This window comes from Curtobacterium sp. B18 (genome assembly GCF_000333375.1).
Classification (GTDB): Bacteria; Actinomycetota; Actinomycetes; order Actinomycetales; family Microbacteriaceae; genus Curtobacterium.
Genome location: NZ_BACZ01000536.1, coordinates 21,344 through 38,118, shown reverse-complemented (window position 1 = coordinate 38,118; position 16,775 = coordinate 21,344). Strand labels below are relative to the sequence as shown.

At 70.8% G+C, this 16,775-nt stretch carries 17 protein-coding genes and 3 tRNA genes; 10 read left to right on the top strand and 10 right to left on the bottom strand.

Annotated elements, in window-relative coordinates; genetic code table 11:
* From I5E_RS14450 to tilS, 4 genes are all read right to left on the bottom strand, one after another.
* Window positions 1–400: dihydropteroate synthase (locus I5E_RS14450; RefSeq protein WP_042723914.1), on the bottom strand; the 400-nt coding region annotated here is incomplete at its 3' end.
* A 189-nt stretch (window positions 401–589) separates the two neighbouring features.
* Window positions 590–2,575 carry an ATP-dependent zinc metalloprotease FtsH gene (gene ftsH / locus I5E_RS14445; RefSeq protein WP_022907611.1) on the bottom strand — a complete coding sequence of 662 codons (1,986 nt, stop codon included), beginning with the start codon at window positions 2,573–2,575 and terminating at the stop codon, window positions 590–592.
* Window positions 2,576–2,696: 121 nt separating this feature from the next.
* On the bottom strand, window positions 2,697–3,248 hold the full coding sequence (gene hpt / locus I5E_RS14440; protein ID WP_022907610.1) for a hypoxanthine phosphoribosyltransferase: 552 nt from the start codon (window positions 3,246–3,248) through the stop codon (window positions 2,697–2,699).
* A gap of 9 nt (window positions 3,249–3,257) precedes the next feature.
* Complete coding sequence (gene tilS / locus I5E_RS14435) at window positions 3,258–4,277, bottom strand: tRNA lysidine(34) synthetase TilS (protein WP_022907609.1); 1,020 nt, start codon at window positions 4,275–4,277, stop codon at window positions 3,258–3,260.
* 50 nt (window positions 4,278–4,327) lie between these two features.
* Between tilS and I5E_RS14430 the strand changes: the two genes are divergently transcribed.
* Window positions 4,328–4,819, top strand: coding sequence for an inorganic diphosphatase (locus tag I5E_RS14430; RefSeq protein ID WP_022907608.1), 492 nt, complete (start codon window positions 4,328–4,330; stop codon window positions 4,817–4,819).
* Between the two features lie 120 nt (window positions 4,820–4,939).
* On the opposite strand, the gene I5E_RS14425 is transcribed toward I5E_RS14430, so the two are convergent.
* Both I5E_RS14425 and I5E_RS14420 read right to left on the bottom strand, forming a co-directional pair.
* Window positions 4,940–6,424, bottom strand: coding sequence for a C40 family peptidase (locus I5E_RS14425; protein WP_031262798.1), 1,485 nt, complete (start codon window positions 6,422–6,424; stop codon window positions 4,940–4,942).
* A gap of 33 nt (window positions 6,425–6,457) precedes the next feature.
* Window positions 6,458–7,723 (bottom strand): M23 family metallopeptidase, encoded by a 1,266-nt coding sequence (locus I5E_RS14420; protein ID WP_031262797.1) that lies wholly within the window; start codon window positions 7,721–7,723, stop codon window positions 6,458–6,460.
* Between the two features lie 301 nt (window positions 7,724–8,024).
* Between I5E_RS14420 and I5E_RS14415 the strand changes: the two genes are divergently transcribed.
* The 3 genes from I5E_RS14415 to I5E_RS14405 all read left to right on the top strand — a co-directional run bounded on the left by I5E_RS14415 (window position 8,025) and on the right by I5E_RS14405 (window position 8,305).
* Window positions 8,025–8,097, top strand: a tRNA-Glu gene (locus tag I5E_RS14415).
* Between the two features lie 57 nt (window positions 8,098–8,154).
* Window positions 8,155–8,231 (top strand) — tRNA-Asp (locus tag I5E_RS14410).
* Window position 8,232: 1 nt separating this feature from the next.
* Window positions 8,233–8,305 (top strand) — tRNA-Phe (locus tag I5E_RS14405).
* A 129-nt stretch (window positions 8,306–8,434) separates the two neighbouring features.
* Here I5E_RS14405 and I5E_RS14400 read toward each other — a convergent pair.
* A complete protein-coding gene (locus tag I5E_RS14400) occupies window positions 8,435–9,445 on the bottom strand; it encodes an aldo/keto reductase family protein (RefSeq protein ID WP_022907607.1) in 1,011 nt (336 codons plus the stop codon).
* A 368-nt stretch (window positions 9,446–9,813) separates the two neighbouring features.
* Here I5E_RS14400 and I5E_RS21865 point away from each other — a divergent pair, with 368 nt between their 5' ends.
* A complete protein-coding gene (locus tag I5E_RS21865) occupies window positions 9,814–10,152 on the top strand; it encodes a hypothetical protein (protein WP_049973520.1) in 339 nt (112 codons plus the stop codon).
* A gap of 57 nt (window positions 10,153–10,209) precedes the next feature.
* Window positions 10,210–11,202 carry an NAD-dependent epimerase/dehydratase family protein gene (locus tag I5E_RS14390; protein ID WP_022907606.1) on the top strand — a complete coding sequence of 331 codons (993 nt, stop codon included), beginning with the start codon at window positions 10,210–10,212 and terminating at the stop codon, window positions 11,200–11,202.
* Window positions 11,203–11,327: 125 nt separating this feature from the next.
* Here the strand turns inward: I5E_RS14390 and rocD are convergent, their stop codons facing one another.
* Entirely contained in the window at window positions 11,328–12,551 is a 1,224-nt protein-coding gene (gene rocD / locus I5E_RS14385; RefSeq protein ID WP_031262795.1) for an ornithine--oxo-acid transaminase, read from the bottom strand.
* Window positions 12,551–13,444, bottom strand: a complete 894-nt coding sequence (gene ddaH / locus I5E_RS14380; protein ID WP_022907604.1) for a dimethylargininase — start codon at window positions 13,442–13,444, stop codon at window positions 12,551–12,553. The genes rocD and ddaH overlap by 1 nt, the downstream gene beginning before the upstream one ends.
* Before the next feature lie 238 nt (window positions 13,445–13,682).
* On the opposite strand from ddaH, the gene I5E_RS14375 reads away from it, so the two are divergent.
* From I5E_RS14375 to I5E_RS14360, 4 genes are read left to right on the top strand one after another with little or no spacing between them, the layout of a single operon-like run.
* Entirely contained in the window at window positions 13,683–14,120 is a 438-nt protein-coding gene (locus I5E_RS14375; protein WP_022907603.1) for an Lrp/AsnC family transcriptional regulator, read from the top strand.
* A gap of 10 nt (window positions 14,121–14,130) precedes the next feature.
* The gene (locus tag I5E_RS14370) at window positions 14,131–14,514 is read left to right on the top strand and encodes a hypothetical protein (RefSeq protein WP_148286984.1); all 384 of its coding nucleotides are present in this window, start codon (window positions 14,131–14,133) and stop codon (window positions 14,512–14,514) included.
* A gap of 3 nt (window positions 14,515–14,517) precedes the next feature.
* A complete protein-coding gene (locus tag I5E_RS14365; protein ID WP_022907601.1) occupies window positions 14,518–15,351 on the top strand; it encodes a nitroreductase family protein in 834 nt (277 codons plus the stop codon).
* The gene (locus I5E_RS14360) at window positions 15,348–16,109 is read left to right on the top strand and encodes a YqjF family protein (RefSeq protein WP_022907600.1); all 762 of its coding nucleotides are present in this window, start codon (window positions 15,348–15,350) and stop codon (window positions 16,107–16,109) included. Before I5E_RS14365 ends, I5E_RS14360 begins: the two co-directional genes overlap by 4 nt.
* Here I5E_RS14360 and I5E_RS14355 read toward each other — a convergent pair.
* Window positions 16,081–16,731: a hypothetical protein gene (locus I5E_RS14355; protein WP_022907599.1), complete on the bottom strand. Its 651-nt coding sequence runs from the start codon at window positions 16,729–16,731 to the stop codon at window positions 16,081–16,083. The two genes, I5E_RS14360 and I5E_RS14355, sit on opposite strands and share 29 nt — an antisense overlap.
* Window positions 16,732–16,775 lie beyond the last annotated feature (44 nt).

Genomic DNA, 16,775 nt, shown 5'->3' with positions numbered 1-16,775 from the left:
TGCGGTACATGCGGTCGCTGTGCCCGCGCCAGTGCATGACGACGAAACNGGCACCGGTGTCACGGACGACCCGCGCCATGTCGTCGTCGGCAAGTCTGCCGGAGACGTCGTTGACGATGGCGGCACCGAGGTCCACCGACCGTTCGGCGGTCGCGGCGTTCATCGTGTCGACGCTCACCGTGATGCCCTCGGCGACGAGCTGCTGCACGACCGGGAGGACCCGACGCTGCTCGACCTCCACCGGCACGCGCTCGGACCCCGGCCGGGTCGACTCCCCGCCGACGTCGACGATGTCGGCCCCGGCGGCGACGAGCGCACGGGCGTGCTGCACGGCGGCGTCGTAGGCCTGGTGCAGGCCCCCGTCGCTGAAGGAGTCCGGCGTGACGTTGAGGATCCCCATCACCCGGGTCCGGTCGTCGGTCGGTGCGCCGCGGTCACGGTCCCGCCGCGGGCCGGTCACGATCTCCGGCACCGGGGCGGGTGCACGGAGGTCGATCGCGACCGTCGGCGGTTCGGCCGCGGCGGCCCGCGCCTGGCTCACCTCGGCGAGCCGACGCGAGCGCCTCGTCGGCAGGTCCGTCATGCCGGCCTACGCGGGGGCGATACCCGGGTTGCCGAAGGGACGGCGACGGGGCTTCGACGACTCGTGGTCGGACTGCTCGGACGCGGTCTGCGCGGCCTTGCCCGGCACCTCGATGGCGGGCAGGTTGCTCACCGGACGCTTGTCGCTGGAGAGCCACTGCGGGCGCTCCGGCAGCTTGCGCACGTCCTTGAAGATCTCGACGAGCTCGGGGGCGTCGAGGGTCTCCTTCTCGAGCAGCTCGCCGGCCAGCCGGTCGAGGATGTCGCGGTTGTCGTTGAGCACCTGGTACGCCTCGTCGTGCGCGGCCTCGAGCAGGGCACGGGTCTCGGCGTCGACCGTCTCGGCGATGTTCTCCGAGTAGTCGCGGCTGGTCCCGCCGCTCATGTCGCGGCCGACGAACGGCTCGCTCGACCCGGAGCCGAGCTTGACGGACCCGACGGCACGGCTCATGCCGTACTCGGTGACCATCTTGCGGGCGGTGCCGGTGGCCTTCTCGATGTCGTTCGACGCACCCGTGGTCGGGTCGTGGAAGACGATCTCCTCGGCGACGCGCCCGCCCATGGCGTACGTGAGCTGGTCGAGCAGTTCGTTGCGGGTGACGGAGTACTTGTCCTCGAGCGGGAGCACCATCGTGTAGCCGAGGGCACGGCCGCGCGGCAGGATCGTGATCTTCGTCACCGGGTCGGTGTGGCGCATCGCGGCCGCGGCGAGGGCGTGACCACCCTCGTGGTAGGCCGTGATGAGGCGCTCCTGGTCGGACATGATGCGCGTGCGGCGCTGCGGTCCGGCCATGACGCGGTCGACGGCCTCGTCCAGCGCACGGTTGTCGATGAGCTGCGCGTTCGAGCGGGCCGTCAGGAGCGCGGCCTCGTTCAGGACGTTCGCCAGGTCGGCACCCGTGAAGCCCGGCGTCTTGCGGGCCAGCAGTTCGAGGTCGACGCTCGCGGCGAGCGGCTTGCCCTTCGCGTGCACCTCGAGGATCTGCTTGCGGCCGGCGAGGCTCGGCGCGTCGACGCCGATCTGGCGGTCGAAGCGGCCGGGGCGCAGGAGCGCGGGGTCGAGGACGTCGGGGCGGTTCGTCGCCGCGATGAGGATGACGTTCGTCTTGCCGTCGAAGCCGTCCATCTCGACGAGGAGCTGGTTCAGCGTCTGCTCGCGCTCGTCGTTGCCGCCGCCGATGCCGGCGCCGCGGTGACGACCCACCGCGTCGATCTCGTCGATGAAGACGATGGCGGGCGAGTTCTGCTTCGCCTGCTCGAACAGGTCACGGACGCGGCTCGCGCCGACACCGACGAACATCTCGACGAAGTCCGAACCGGAGATCGAGTAGAACGGCACGCCCGCCTCGCCGGCGACGGCTCGGGCGAGCAGCGTCTTGCCGGTGCCGGGAGGGCCGTAGAGCAGCACGCCCTTCGGGATCTTCGCGCCGACGGCCTGGAACTTCGCGGGCTCCTTGAGGAACTCCTTGATCTCCTGGAGCTCCTCGATCGCCTCGTCGGAGCCCGCCACGTCGGCGAAGCTGACCTGCGGGTTCTCCTTGTTGTTCATCTTCGCCCGGGACTTGCCGAACTGCATGACCTTCGAGCCACCGCCCTGGGCGTTGGCGAGGAGGAACCAGAACAGGGCGCCGATGATGAGGAACGGCAGCAGGATGCCGAGCAGCGAGAGGAACCAGTTCGACTGCTGGACGGTGTCGTTGTAGCCCTTGGGCAGGTTCGCGTCGTTGACGGCCTGGATGACCTCTTCACCGCGGGGCGTCGAGTAGTAGAACTGCTCGTGCGCGTTGCCGTCCTTGAGCGTCAGGTCGACCCGCTGCTCGGTGGAGTTCACCACCACGGACGAGACCTTGCCGTCGGAGAGCTGCTGGAGGCCCTTCTGCGTGTCGATCTGCTGCGTGCCGGACTGGCTGATGACCGCCCAGCCGATCCAGATCCCCACGATCGCGATGAGCACGTAGATGTACGGCCCGCGAAGGATGCGCTTGAAGTCCATGTGATCCGGGCAGGTCGCCCGACACCTTTCTCTGCCGAAGTTGCGTGCTGGTCAGCATACGGCTGCGATTCTGTGGCGAGAATGGGTGTCCTCTGCGGGCGAACTCCACCCGCCACCAGGATCAGCTGTAGACGTGCGGCGCGAGCACGCCGACACCGCGCAGGTTGCGGTAGCGCTCGTCGTAGTCCAGCCCGTACCCGACCACGAAGGCGTCCGGGATGTCGAAGCCCACGTACTTCACGTCGACCTCGACCTTGGCGGCCTCGGGCTTGCGCAGCAGTGCGACGATCTCGACGCTCGCGGCCCCGCGGGACTCGAGGTTCTGCTTGAGCCACGACAGCGTCAGACCGGAGTCGATGATGTCCTCGACGATGAGGACGTCGCGCCCGTGCAGGTCCGTGTCGAGGTCCTTGAGGATGCGGACGACACCGGACGACTTCGTGCCGGAGCCGTACGACGACACCGCCATCCAGTCCATGCGGGCCTGCATCTTGAGGTGGCGCGAGAAGTCCGCCATGACCATGACGGCACCCTTGAGGACACCGACGAGCAGCGGGTCGCGCCCCTGGTAGTCGGCGTCGACCACCGCGGCGAGCTCGGCGAGCTTGTCGTCGATCTGCTCGGGGGTGAAGAGGACTTCGGACAGGTCTGCCTGGACGTCGGAGAGTTCCACCACCCCAGCCTAACCGGCGGTGAAGGCCAGCCGGTCGCCTGATCGCGACGCCTGCACGCCCGGCAGGTCGATCGGGCCCTGCCCGCTCCAGTCGGTGACGAGCCGGCACACCTCGAGCGTCTGCACGCGGGACAGCGTCACGCCGAACTCGCTCTCCACCGCGAGCCGCACGAGTCGCTGCCGGAGCGCCGGCGGGTTGGCCCGGAGCTCCCGCACCGACAGCGAGATGCCGGCCTCGGAGTGCTCGGCGAGGTCCTCCGCCATCTCCTCGGCGAAGTGGTCGAGCGCGGCCGAGTCCTCGCGGAGCTGGTCGGCGGTGCGGGCGAGTGCCTCGGGTACACCGGCGCCGAGCTCCCGTTCGAGCGCGGGCAGGAGCACGTTCCGGACCCGGACGCGCGCGTACGCCGGGTCCTCGTTCTGCGGGTCGTCCCACGGGGCGAGTCCGGCCGCGGCGCACGCCTGCCGCGCGGTGTGCCGCCGCAGGCCGAGGAGCGGTCGCCCGTACGCCGGGCCCGCACCGCGCCGCGACAGCGGCGCCATCCCGGACAGCGAGTCCGGCCCGCTCCCGCGGGCGAGCCCGAGGAGCACCGACTCGGCCTGGTCGTCGAGGGTGTGGCCGAAGAGCACCAGGGGCGACCCGACGTCGGACGCGACGAGCGCGATCGACGCGTGCCGCGCCTCCCGGGCCGCCGCCTCCGGACCACCAGCGGAACCGACGGCGACCCGACGGAGGGTCACCGGTGCCAGTCCCAGCTCCGACGCCTGCCTGGAGGCGCGGCTCGCCACCGCCTCGGACCCCGCCTGGAGCGCGTGGTCGACGATGACCGCGCCGGCGCGCAGTCCCTGCTTGGGCGCCTCGAACGCGGTCGCCGCGGCGAGCGCGAGCGAGTCCGGACCGCCGCTCAGCGCGACGAGCACGAGGTCCCCGGGGCGGACCACGGACGTCTCGAGCGCCTGCGCGAGCAGGACGCGGACCGCACGCCGGGTGTCGGCGACCGCAGGATCCAGCCGGGGACGCGGAGAGTTCACCCGGTAACGTTAGCCGCGCTTTCCCGCCAACCGACAGACCAGGAGCACACATGGCCGCGTACGACGTCGTCGTCGAGATCCCCAAGGGCAGCCGCAACAAGTACGAGGTGGACCACGAGACCGGTCGCGTCTACCTCGACCGCGTGCTGTTCACCTCGTTCGTGTACCCGACCGACTACGGCTTCTTCGAGAAGACCCTCGCGGACGACGGCGACCCGGTGGACGCACTCCTGCTCCTCGAGTACCCGACGTTCCCCGGCGTGGGCGTCAAGGTCCGCCCGGTCGGCGTCTTCAAGATGAGCGACGAGGCGGGCAACGACGCGAAGGTCCTCGTCGTCCCGGCGAAGGACCCGCGTTGGGCCCACATCCAGGACATCTCGGACGTCGACGGGCAGACGAAGGCCGAGATCGCGCACTTCTTCGAGCGCTACAAGGACCTCGAGCCGAACAAGTGGGTCAAGGCCGAGGGCTGGGGCGACGCCGCCGAGGCCGAGGCGATCGTCACGGCCGGCCAGGCCGCGTACGTGCCCGCCGGTCACTGACGCCCTGGCGTTCGCGCCCGTCGGGGCGTTCGCGCCCTTCCGCCCGGGCGTTCGCGCCCCGCAACGAACAACGCGCCCCGTTCCGACGGGGCGCGTTGTTCGTTCGGGGGTGCGGTCGGCCTAGAGCGAGCCGCTCGGTCGGGCCACGTAGGGCAGGAGCTGCCCGGGGGTCCAGATCGCCCGCTCGAGCACGCCGCGCTGCGGGTTCGCCGCCTCGACCATCATCCCGTTGCCGGTGTAGATCGAGTCGTGGTACGCCTCGTTGACGGTCCCGTTGTACGAGTAGAAGAGGATGTCGCCGGGCTGCCGCTCGGACATCGGCACGAGCCGACCGATCGACTTGAAGTAGTTGTACTGCCAGACGACGTTGTGGCCGCCGGTCGCGATGCCCTGCGAGCTGTAGGCCATCATCACGAGCCCGGAGCAGTCCCAGGTGTTCGGGCCCGCGCCGCCGAAGACGTACGCGTCGCCGATCTGTGCCCGGGCGAAGGCGATCGCGCCCGCCGCCTTCGAGGGGGTGCTCGGCGCGGTCGGGGTGGTCGGCGTGCTCGGCTTCGACGGGGTGGTCGGCGTGCTCGGCTTCGACGGGGTGGTCGGCGTGCTCGGCTTCGACGGGGTGGTCGGCGTGCTCGGCTTCGACGGGGTCGTGGGCGTGCTCGGCTGGGTGCCCGTCCCGGAACCGCCGCCGGTGCTCGGCTGCGTGCCCGTGCTCGGCTGCGTGCCCGTGCTGCCGCCCGTGCTCGGCTGCGTGCCCGTGCTCGGCTGGGTCCCGGAGCCGGTCGGCGCCGTGCCGGTGGCCGTGCCCGTCGTCGTCCCGGAACCCCCGGTGTCCGACGCGAGCTCCGCCTCGGACCGCTTCGCCTGCTGCGCGGTCCAGTACGCGGCCTCGGTGGCGACGCTCGTGCCCTTGAGGTAGGCGAGCTGCTGCAGCACCTCGTCCTGCTGGGCCTGCTCCTTCTGCACACGGTCCTGGGCCGACGCCGCGGTGTCGTTCGCCTCGGCGAGGGCGGACTTCGTCTCGTCCGTCGCCTTCGCGAGGGCCGTCGTCGCCGCGGACTGCTGCGCGGCGATCGAGTCGACGGTGTTCTGGTCCGCACGGGCCTGGGCGAGCACGGTCGCGGAGCGCTCGGACAGGTGGGACATCGTGCCGACCCGGTAGAGCAGGTCCTTCGAGTCCTGCGCGTCGATGAGCATCGCCGTGGACAGGTCGCCTCCGCCGGTCCGGGACAGCTCGACGACGAGCCCGGCGACCTGCTGCGCGGAGGCGTCCGCCGTGCGCTTCGCCCGCTTCGCCTGCGCGCTGAGGTCGTCGAGCGTCGACTGCGCCTCCTGCTGCTGCGACGACGCGAGGGCGTACGTCTGTCCCGCTCGCAGCTCGGCGACCTGGGCGCTGTCGGCGGCGTCCTGCAGCGTCTGCAGCCGCGTGCTCAGCTCGTCGACCGTGGACTGGGCCTCGGCGGTGTCCGCCTTCGCCGCTCGCACGTCGTCCCAGCTCGGGGCGGACGGCGCCGCCTGGGCGGGACCGGCGACCACGACGGAGAGACCGATCCCGAGGACGGCCACCACCGCGATCCCCGAGGACAGGGTGCGAGCGGACTGCTTCATGCTTCGGTCAACGCCTCCCGGCGGCGCACGTGTTCATACCGAGATCCCCCGCGCTGCCATGAAGGGGACCGGGTCGACGGCGGAACCGTTCACCCGGGTCTCGAAGTGGAGGTGGCAGCCCGTCGACCAGCCGGTCGAGCCGACCTTGGCGATCTGCTGCCCGGCCGTGACGTGCTGACCGACCGACACGAGGGTGCCGCCGTCGACGATGTGCCCGTAGGCCGTCGAGATGCCGCCGCCGTTGTCGATGACGACCTCGTTGCCGTAGCCGCCGCCGTTCGCGGCGAACGTCACCGTGCCGGACGCCGCCGCGTAGATCGGGGCGTAGCAGGCGGGCGCGAGGTCGACGCCGGCGTGCAGCGCGTAGTTCTTCGTGTACGGGTCGAGCCGGTAGCCGTAGGGGCTCGTCTGGTAGCCACCCGTCGGCCGGACCCAGCCGGACGCGTTCGGCGACCCGCCGCCGGTGCCGCCCTGCTGCGTCTGCGCCGCCTTCGCCGCGGCCGCCGCGATCCGGGCGAGCCGGGCCTTCTCGACCTGGACGCCCTTGACGTAGCGCGCCTCGACGTTCTTCTCGCTCGTGGTCAGCAGGGTGAGCTGCGCCTCGAGCCGTTCCTTGTTGTCCGCCTGGGCGTCCACCGAGGCCTGCGCCTGGTCGGCGGCGGTCTGGGCCGCCCGCATCTTCTCCTGCGCCTGGTCGGCCAGGTCGCCCAGGGCCTCCTTGGCGCGGTCCGCCTTGTCGGCGAGCCCCTGCGCCACACCGCGGTCCTGCGACGCCTGCGCGTAGATGCCGTCGGCCTGCTCGCTGAGCTTCGACATCGCGCCGAGCTCGTAGAGCAGGTCACCCGACTTGGTGGGGTGCGTGAGGATGTCGGTCGTGACGTCGTTCGCGCTCGCCCGCCCGAGCTGTGCCGCCAGCTGACCGGCCTGCGCCTCGGACGCCGTCGCGGTCTGCTCGGCGTCGTCCGCCTGGGACTGCAGCTTCTTCTGGGTCAGGGTCGCGTCGTCGTACTTCGTCTGCGCGGTCTGGTAGGCGGTGCCGGCGGCCTCGGCCGACTTCTGTGCCGCGGAGGCCTTCGCCGTGAGGTCCGCGATGAGCCCCTTGATCTGGGTCACCTTCGCCTGCTGGGCCGACTTCGACGCCTTGGCCTTCTCGACGTCGGACCAGCTCGGGTACGACGCCGCGCTGGCCGAGGACACCGGCGCGAGGGCCGCGAGGGTGCCGGCGGTGAGCACGACGGCGACCGCGGCGGCGATGACGCGGCGGCGGGGACGGGGTGACAGCGAGTGTGGGGTCGACATACATCTCGATTTCGTAACAGCGCGGCAAGGCTCACGCACGTAACACTGTTAACAAGCGCAACAGTAACAACAGGTGTCGCACCCGCACACCCCCTCGCACGAGGGGTACGGGACCGACGACGATGCTCCCACCGGAGGATCGACAGCACGAATCGGGGCCTGCTGCCCCACGGTGAGTGAAGCCCTGCGGACCGGGCCCGCCCCCACGACACGCCGGGGATTCCGCGGCGGAGCGCCTCGATTTGTGAAACCTGCGGGGCATCCGTATGCTTGTCCATCGGTAGCGCGAAGCACCGCTTGCGGCCCTATCGTTTAGTGGCCTAGGACACCGCCCTTTCACGGCGGCAGCACGGGTTCGAATCCCGTTGGGGTCACTCTTCGCAGAGTGAGCAAGCAAGCAGAGCGAGACCGGCAAGACAGTAATTCAACATGGCCCTGTAGCGCAGTTGGTTAGCGTGCCGCCCTGTCACGGCGGAGGTCGCGGGTTCAAGTCCCGTCAGGGTCGCCACGGCTGGATAGCTCAGTTGGTAGAGCGTTCGACTGAAAATCGAAAGGTCCACGGATCGATGCCGTGTCCAGCCACCGGTGAAGGCCCCCTGCTTCGGCAGGGGGCCTTTTCCGTTGTCTGAACGGTGTGACGCCGGTCACCGCGACCGTGTCCAGGAGGCGCGGCGCGGGTCGGACCCGCACCGCGCCTCCTGGGACGGGCGGCTAGGCCTCGCGGGTCTTCGGGCTGCTGTCCTCGGTCTTCGCCGGGTCACGCTCGATGACCGAACCGAGGGCGTCGTCGATGCGCGACAGCAGCTCCTCGGGGATCGTCACCCCGGCCGCGCCGGCGTTGTCGTGCACCTGCTCCGGACGCGAGGCGCCGATGATCGCGGACGCCACGTTCTCGTTCTGCAGCACCCAGGCGACCGCGAGCTGCGCCATGGACAGGTTCAGCTCGTCGGCGATCGGCCCGAGCTCCTGGACGGCCGAGAGCACCTCGTCGCGCATGAACCGCTCGATCATCTTCGCGCCGCCCTTGTCGTCGGTGGCGCGTGACCCCTCCGGCAGCGGCTGGCCGGGCTGGTACTTGCCGGTCAGGACACCCTGCGCGATCGGCGACCAGACGATCTGCGAGATCCCGAGCTCCTCGGACGTCGGGACGACCTCGCCCTCGATGACGCGCCAGAGTGCCGAGTACTGCGGCTGGTTCGAGATGAGCTGGACGCCGAGGTCGTCGGCGAGCTCGTGCCCCGCACGGAGCTGCTCGGCGGTCCACTCGCTCACGCCGATGTAGAGCGCCTTGCCCTGGCGGACGACGTCCGCGAACGCCATCATCGTCTCCTCGAGCGGCGTCTCGTAGTCGAAGCGGTGCGCCTGGTAGAGGTCGACGTAGTCGGTCTGCAGTCGCTCGAGCGAGCCGTTGATCGACTCGAGGATGTGCTTGCGGCTGAGGCCGGTGTCGTTGTGCCCCTTGGGTCCGGTCGGCCCGAACACCTTCGTGGCGATCTCGAGGGACTGGCGCCGCTCCCCCTTCAGCGCCTCGCCGAGGACGGTCTCGGCGCCGGTGTTGGCGTACACGTCGGCGGTGTCGAACGTCGAGATGCCGACGTCGAGCGCTGCCCGGACGCAGGCGATCGCGGCGTCGTTCTCGACCTGGGAGGCGTGGGTGAGCCAGTTGCCGTAGGTGATCTCGGAGACCTTGAGGCCCGAGTTGCCGAGGTAGCGGTACTCCATGTGCGTGTCACTCCTGTCGTGGGACGCGTCGGTGCGGCCCGAACCGTGACGGTAGTCCTCGTGACCTCCGTGCGGACCGGTGACTGTACGCTGATGTTTCAGGAGCGGCGGGGGAAAGACGAAACCCCGGCGATGTGGCCTGGGCCAGTGATCGTTCCGGGGTCTTCGTCATCCACGGTAGCAGACAGGGAAGTGATGCTGGAAAGCGAAGTCGAGCGCTTGATCACGGCCGAGCGGCTCCGTTCGTACGCCGAACGAACACGGTCCACGACCGCGGCGTTGCGGCTCTACGAGTGGAACATGCGAGCCGCGGCATCGGTGATGGAGCTCACCGGGCTCGGGCGAGTCGCGACGGCCGTCGCGGCGAAGTGCACGGGCGCGTCATCGCCGAGCTCGGCTTCGGGTTCTGGCGGTACCTCGTCGAGTCGCGGTACTTGACCGCGCTGTGGACACCAGCGCTCCACCGGGGGTTCCCGCACGGACCCGCGGACTCCTTGACGCGACAACGGGAGGTGCGTCGGCGACTGCAGCAACTGCACTTCGTGCGGAACCGCGCTGCGCACCACGAACCGATCCACGCGCGTGACCTGCAGCGGGACCACGACTACGCGCTCGAACTGCTCGGCTGGATCAGCCCGCACGCGGAATCCTGGGCACGGGACACCACCTCGCTCCGAGCCGTGCTCCGCGCCCGCCCTGACGGGTAGGTGCAGGATCGAGGGAGTGCGGCACGCAGCGGTGCCGCCGGGAGCGAAGGAGCGTCCATGTCGGGAGCGAGCGTGCTGTTCATCGGCGGCAGCGGGGTGATCAGTGCCTCCTGTGTCCGCGAAGCCGCCGAGCAGGGGTTCGACGTCACCGTGCTCAACCGGGGGACCACCGGGGGCAGGCCGATCCCGGAGGGTGTGACGCGCCTCCAGGCCGACGTCTCGGACCGGAGCGCCCTGGCGGACGCGGTCGGCGACCGCCACTGGGACGTCGTCGTGAACTGGATCGCCTTCACGCCGGACCAGGTGCAGGCCGACGTCGAGTTCTTCGCCGGGCGGACCAGGCAGTACGTGTTCATCTCGTCGGCCTCGGCGTACCAGACCCCGGCGACGCACCTGCCGATCACCGAGTCGACGCCGCTGAAGAACCCGTACTGGCAGTACTCGCGGGACAAGATCGCGTGCGAGGAGCTGCTGATGGCCGCCTACCGCGAGCAGGACTTCCCGGTCACGATCATCCGACCGTCGCACACCTACGACGAGACCAAGCTGCCCCTCACGGGCGGGTGGACCGCCGTCGCGCGGATGCGTGCCGGCAAGCCGATCATCATCACCGGTGACGGCTCGTCGCTGTGGACCCTCACGCACAGCCGGGACTTCGCGGTCGGGTTCACGGGGCTGCTCGACAACTCCTCGGCGATCGGGGAGCCGTTCACCATCACGAGCGACGAGGCGCCGACCTGGAACGCCATCGCGCACGAGATCGCGGCGGCCGCGGGGGTGGACGACCTGCGGATCGTGCACGTGCCGGCTGATGCCATCAACGCCGTGGACCCGGAGTGGGGTGCGGCGCTCCTCGGCGACAAGGCGAACTCGTCGGTCTTCGACAACAGCAAGGTCCGGTCGCTCGTGCCCTGGTACCGGCCGAGGATCCCGTACCGGCAGGGTGTCCGCGAGGTCATCGCCTGGTACGAGGCGCACCCGGAGGAGCAGGTGGTCGACGAGCGGCTCGACGGGCTGATGGACGAGCTGGCGGCGCGCTGGGCGGTGTGAGTCGCGGGGCGCTGCGGCGCCGCCGTGCTTGGTGAGCAGAAATGGTCGGGTGCCCTGGGGCGACCCGACCATTTCTGCTCACGAAGCGAGCGCGGGGCTCGCGAAGCGAGCGCCGTGCGCGGGGCTCAGGCTCGCGCGGCCAAGACCTCGGCGAGGGCGCTGATCGCGAGGCGCACCTCGTCGTCGGTCACGACGAGCGGCGGCGCGAAGCGGATCGTCGACCCGTGCGTGTCCTTCACGAGGACGCCCCGGTCGGCCATGTCGTGCGCGATCTCCTTGCCGGTGCCGAGCGCGGGGTCGATGTCGATCCCGGCCCAGAGTCCGGCGACCCGGTGGGACACGACGCCGTTCCCGACGAGGTCGTCGAGGAGCCCGCGCAGCAGCGGTTCGCCGTCGAGCGCCCGCTGCTGGAACGTGCCCTCGTCGAGCATCGCCACGACCTCGGACCCGACGGCCGCCGCGAGCGGGTTCCCGCCGAAGGTGGAGCCGTGCTCGCCCGGGCGCAGCACACCCAGCACGTCGCGCCGACCGACCACGGCGGACACGGGGACGATCCCGCCGCCGAGCGCCTTGCCGAGCGTGATGAGGTCCGGCGTGACCCCGACGCGCTGCACGGCGAGGGTGTGGCCCGTGCGCCCGAGCCCGGACTGGATCTCGTCGGCGACGAACAGCGCGCCGAACTCGTCGCAGATCGTGCGGACGTCGGGGAGGTACGACGCCGGCGGGATGACGACCCCGCCCTCGCCCTGGATCGGCTCGAGCAGCACGGCGACGACGGTCTCGTCCATCGCCTCGCGGAGGGCCGCCGCGTCGCCGTACGGCACGGTGCGGAAGCCTGGTGTGAACGGCCCGAAGTCGTCGTGCGCCGACGGGTCGTCCGAGAAGGAGATGATCGTCGTGGTGCGGCCGTGGAAGTTCCCCGAGGCGACGATGATCGTGGCGCGCTCGGCGGGGACGCCCTTGACGCGGTAGCCCCAGGCACGGGAGACCTTGATCGCGGACTCCACCGCCTCGGCACCGGTGTTCATCGGCAGGACCATGTCGGTGTCCGTGAGCGCGGCGAGCGCCGACGCGAACGGTCCGAGGCGGTCGTTCACGAACGCCCGCGACGTCAGGGTGACGCGGTCGAGCTGCGCTCGGGCGGCGTCGAGGAGCCGCGCGTTGCCGTGCCCGAAGTTCACTGCGGAGTACGCGGCGAGGCCGTCGAGGTAACGCTTGCCGTCGACGTCCGTCACCCACGCGCCGTCTCCCGATGCGATGACGACCGGCAGCGGGCTGTAGTTGTGGGCGAGCGAACGGTCCTCGACGGCGAGCGCCGCGGCGGTGCGGGACCCGAGGGAGGTGGACATCAGCGTGCCACCGAGGTCCCGGTGCCGACCGGGTGCAGGTCGAGCGTGCAGCACTTCACGCCACCGCCGCCGAGCAGGAGCTCGGACAGGTCGACGCCGATCGGGTTGTAGCCCTTCTCCCGGAGCTGCTCCGCGAAGGTCGTGGCGCGCGAGGCGATCACGACGTTGAACCCGTCGGAGTAGGAGTTCAGGCCGAGGATCGCCGCGTCCTCCTCGGTCGCGATGATCGCGTCCGGGAAGCGCTCGCGCAGGATCGCCAGGGAGGGCTCGTCGAACGCGCTCTCGAGGTAGGCGATGTTCGACGTGCCGTCGGCGGCGGGCTCCGGGTCGAGCACGGCGATGGCGGTGTCGAGGTGGTAGAAGTTCGGGTTGATCAGCTTGAGGGTGACGACCTCGCGGCCGTAGATGCGCGCGAGCTCCTCGTGCGAGGTGCTGTCCGAGCGGAAGCCGGTGCCGGCGAAGATGGTGTTCCCGATGAGGAGGAAGTCACCCTCGCCCTCGTTCGTCTCTTCGGGCTCGGCGACGGTCAGGCCGGCGCTGCGGAACCAGTCCATGTAGGCCGGGCCCTCGGGCTGGCGCTCGGGGTACTGGAACTTCGCGCCGTACGCGACGCCGTCGAGCACGAAGCCGCCGTTGGCCGCGTAGACCATGTCCGGCAGGCCCTCGATCGGTTCGATGTACGAGATGTCGAAGCCGAGCTGCTCGTAGACGGCCACGAGGGACTGCCACTGCTCGACGGCCTTCGACGTGTCGGTCGGGTCCTCGGGGTGCATCCACGGGTTGATCCGGTAGCTGACCGTGTAGTGCGTCGGCTTGCACATGAGGATCGTGCGCTTCGTGGCGACACGGGCCGGGGTGGCGACGGACTCGGGGGCGGGTGCGGTGTTCGACATCAGTCCTCCTGGAGGGACCGGGGCCCGAGCCTGCCAGGAACCACCACTGAAGAAGAGCTCCGGTGAGATGCAGGCTCACTCACCGCAGCGGACCAGGTCGACGCCGCGTCGATCCTCGCACACACCGTCCGGGGAGTGCAGTCCCCCACTGTGCGGGTCGGTGGCACCCGTTCGGGTGACGCACGTTTCGTGCGCGGAACCCACCTGACGTGCAAGAAGTCCGCGTACCATGGGTCCAATGGATTCGCTCGACCACCGCATCCTGGATCAACTCCGGGACAACGCCCGCGCCGGCTACGGCGACATCGGGTCGGTGGTCGGGCTCTCGGCCTCCGCCGTCAAGCGTCGCGTCGACCGGCTGGTGGGCGACGGGGTGATCCAGGGCTTCACGATCAAGGTCGACCCCGCGGTCGAGGACCGTGGCACCGAAGCCTGGGTCGAGCTCTACTGCCGCGGGACGGTGTCGCCGGACGAACTCCGGACCCTGCTCGACAGCGTTCCGGAGGTCATCGACGCCGGCACCGTCACCGGCAGCGCCGACGCCGTCGTGCACATGCGGTCGAAGGACCTCTCCGCGCTCGAGGAAGCCCTCGACAAGGTCCGCCTCGCACCCCAGGTGGACCACACGCGGTCCGCCATCGTGCTCTCCAAGCTGGTCAGCCGGGAGAGCGCGTAACGTCGCGCCCGTGCGACGGACAGTGCAGGCCTGGAGGCGCGGCTCGGCCCCCACGGGTTCGCGCACGGCCCGCCGCCTGGTCGCCGCCGCGAGCGTCGCGTACGTCGCGAACTGCGCGTGGGGAACGGCCGTCGCCGTGCGGCTCGTCCGGACGAGGAAGCTGCGGGTCGTCCACCACGGCCTGTTCGTCGTCACCGCCGCGCTGACCGGCGTCGCCGCGACCACCCCGGTGTGGACCCGCGGACGGTCGGCACTGTTCCTCCTCCCCGCGCTCGTCCCGCTCGCGGTCGCGCCACGCACGGACCCGCGCTCCGGAGCACACTGGCAAGTCGCGGTCGCCGCGGCACCGTCCTACCTGGGGGCGTTGCTCGCCGGCCGCCGAGCAGGAAGGTGAGCCGTGGAACTCTTCGAGGCGATCAGACGGCGGCGGACGACCAACGGCCCGTTCCTGCCCGATCCCGTGTCACCCGAGCACCAGCGGCTGCTCATGGAGCTGGCCGGCCGGGCCCCGTCGCAGCTCAACAGCCAGCCGTGGCGGTTCGTCCTCGTCGAGGAGCGCGACACGATCGACCGCGTCGCCGAGATCAGCGGCTCGTCGATGACCCGCACCATGGCCGAGGGCACCTTCTTCGAGCGGTACAAGCCGTACTTCCGGTTCTCGCAGGCCGAGATGGACGCCCGGCGCGACGGCATGCTGTTCGACAAGCTCCCCGGTCCGCTCAAGCCCTTCACGAAGCAGGTGTTCACGAAGCGCGGCCAGCTGCTCATGAACACCCTGCGGGTGCCGCACACCCTCGGTGAGGAGAACCGGAAGCTCGTTGCCGGGTCGCCGCTGCTGCTCGGGGTGCTGCTCGACCGGCACGAGTACCGGAAGGAGGAGCTCTCGGGCTTCTACTCGGTGTTCAGCATGGGCGCGGCGATGGAGAACATCTGGCTCGCCACCACCGAGCTCGGCCTCGGGATCCAGTTCGTGTCGTTCCCGATGGAGACCCCGGGCGCCTGGGAGGAGATCGAGGGCCTGCTGCACGTGCCGGACTCCCTCGAGCTGATGGCCGTCTACCGGATCGGGTACCTGCCGTCCGAGCGCCGGCGTCCCGCGATCGACTGGACGTCGAGCGAGCGGAAGCGCCCGTCGCAGTACGTGTTCCGCGGGACCTGCGACACCCCGCAGCAGGGATGGGATGACGCACCCGTCGCCCCGCACATCGAACCGGAGGCGACCCCCTCGTGACCGACAGCCGACCCACCCAGGCCGCGCCGCGCCTCCCGGACCACGCCCCGGGACTGACGGGCCGCCCCTGGATCTCGCAGGACTGGCTCGACGTCGTCTTCGTGCACTGGCGCGTCGACGTGTCGGCGGTGGCGCCGCTGCTACCCGCCGGGACCCGGCCGGACACCCTCACGGCGGACGGCACCGACGACGGGGCGACCACGTGGGTCGGCCTCATCGGGTTCCGGTTCGAGGACACCCGGTTCCCGCCGATCCCGACGGGGAGGATCGGGGACTTCGTCGAGGTGAACGTCCGCGTCTACACGATCGACGACCAGGGACGACACGGCGTGGTCTTCCTGTCGCTCGACGCCGGCAAGCTCCTGCCGACGATCGGCGCGCGCGTCGCGACCGGTCTGCCGTACTGGTGGGCCGATGCCGAGACGCGGAGCGGCGACGGCCGCGTCGGGTACGCGATGCGGCGACACGGGACGCACCTGCGGTCGCTCGTCGACGTGCGGATCGGAGCAGCGGTGACGGAGCCGACGGCCCTCGAGACCTTCCTGACCGCACGGTGGGGCATGCACGTGCACCGAGCCGGCCGGACCCGGTTCTGGCCGAACGAGCACGAGCCGTGGCCGCTCCACCGAGCCTCGGTCGTGTCGCTGCGGGACGACCTGATCGGGGCGGCCGGGCTCCCGTTCGGGCTGGCCTCGCTCGAACCGGACTCGGTGCTCTACTCGCCGGGGGTCACGACGCGCTTCGGTCGGGGGCGCTGAGCGGCGGCGCCACCGCTGCCCGCTCGGCGACGGCGAACTGCACGACGGCCATCACCACGGCGAGCGCCGCGAAGAGCGATCCCGGGCCGATCCAGACCGCCGCGAGACGATCCGGTACGGCGGGGACCGTGAACCCCGCGACGGACAGGCCCGTGCACACCACGGCGACGACCACCGACGCCCACGCCACGAGCAGTCGGTCGACACGGGGCACCGACCGGGCCGAGCGGAACGTCATCGGGATCCAGCCCACCGCGCCGAAGAGCACGCCGAACGGGAGACCGACGACGAGGCTGCCGATCGCGACGATCGCTGCCGTCGTCACCCCGACCGTCATCCGGACGACGTGCAACCGCCAGGACGCCGTCGTGGTCTGCTCGTCGTGGGCGGACCACCCGGCGGCGGCCAGGGCGATCGCCCCCGCGGTGACGACGGCCGCGCTCGCCACCGCGACGACCGCGCCGAGTGGCTCCCCGAAGCGGGCGGCGGCGAGGACGAACAGCGCCGCCAGGAGCAGCAGCAGGACCGGGAGCGTCCAGACCTCGTGACGTCGTGTCGGGGTGCTGAGGACCCAGCCGGGTGGCGGCGTCTCCTCGGCGGTGTCCTCGTCACGGGTCTGCACGAGCCCATCATGCTCGTGGCCGACGCCACCCGCATCCGTCCGGG

What these genes read in the sequence shown, in the direction of transcription:
- I5E_RS14420 (WP_031262797.1), bottom strand. Translation starts at nt 7,723, where the DNA reads ATGTCGACCCCACACTCGCTGTCACCCCGTCCCCGCCGCCGCGTCATC.
- I5E_RS14430 (WP_022907608.1), top strand. Translation starts at nt 4,328, where the DNA reads ATGGCCGCGTACGACGTCGTCGTCGAGATCCCCAAGGGCAGCCGCAAC.
- I5E_RS14390 (WP_022907606.1), top strand. Translation starts at nt 10,210, where the DNA reads ATGTCGGGAGCGAGCGTGCTGTTCATCGGCGGCAGCGGGGTGATCAGT.
- ddaH (WP_022907604.1), bottom strand. Translation starts at nt 13,444, where the DNA reads ATGTCGAACACCGCACCCGCCCCCGAGTCCGTCGCCACCCCGGCCCGT.
- I5E_RS14400 (WP_022907607.1), bottom strand. Translation starts at nt 9,445, where the DNA reads ATGGAGTACCGCTACCTCGGCAACTCGGGCCTCAAGGTCTCCGAGATC.
- ftsH (WP_022907611.1), bottom strand. Translation starts at nt 2,575, where the DNA reads ATGGACTTCAAGCGCATCCTTCGCGGGCCGTACATCTACGTGCTCATC.
- I5E_RS14375 (WP_022907603.1), top strand. Translation starts at nt 13,683, where the DNA reads ATGGATTCGCTCGACCACCGCATCCTGGATCAACTCCGGGACAACGCC.
- I5E_RS14425 (WP_031262798.1), bottom strand. Translation starts at nt 6,424, where the DNA reads ATGAAGCAGTCCGCTCGCACCCTGTCCTCGGGGATCGCGGTGGTGGCC.
- rocD (WP_031262795.1), bottom strand. Translation starts at nt 12,551, where the DNA reads ATGTCCACCTCCCTCGGGTCCCGCACCGCCGCGGCGCTCGCCGTCGAG.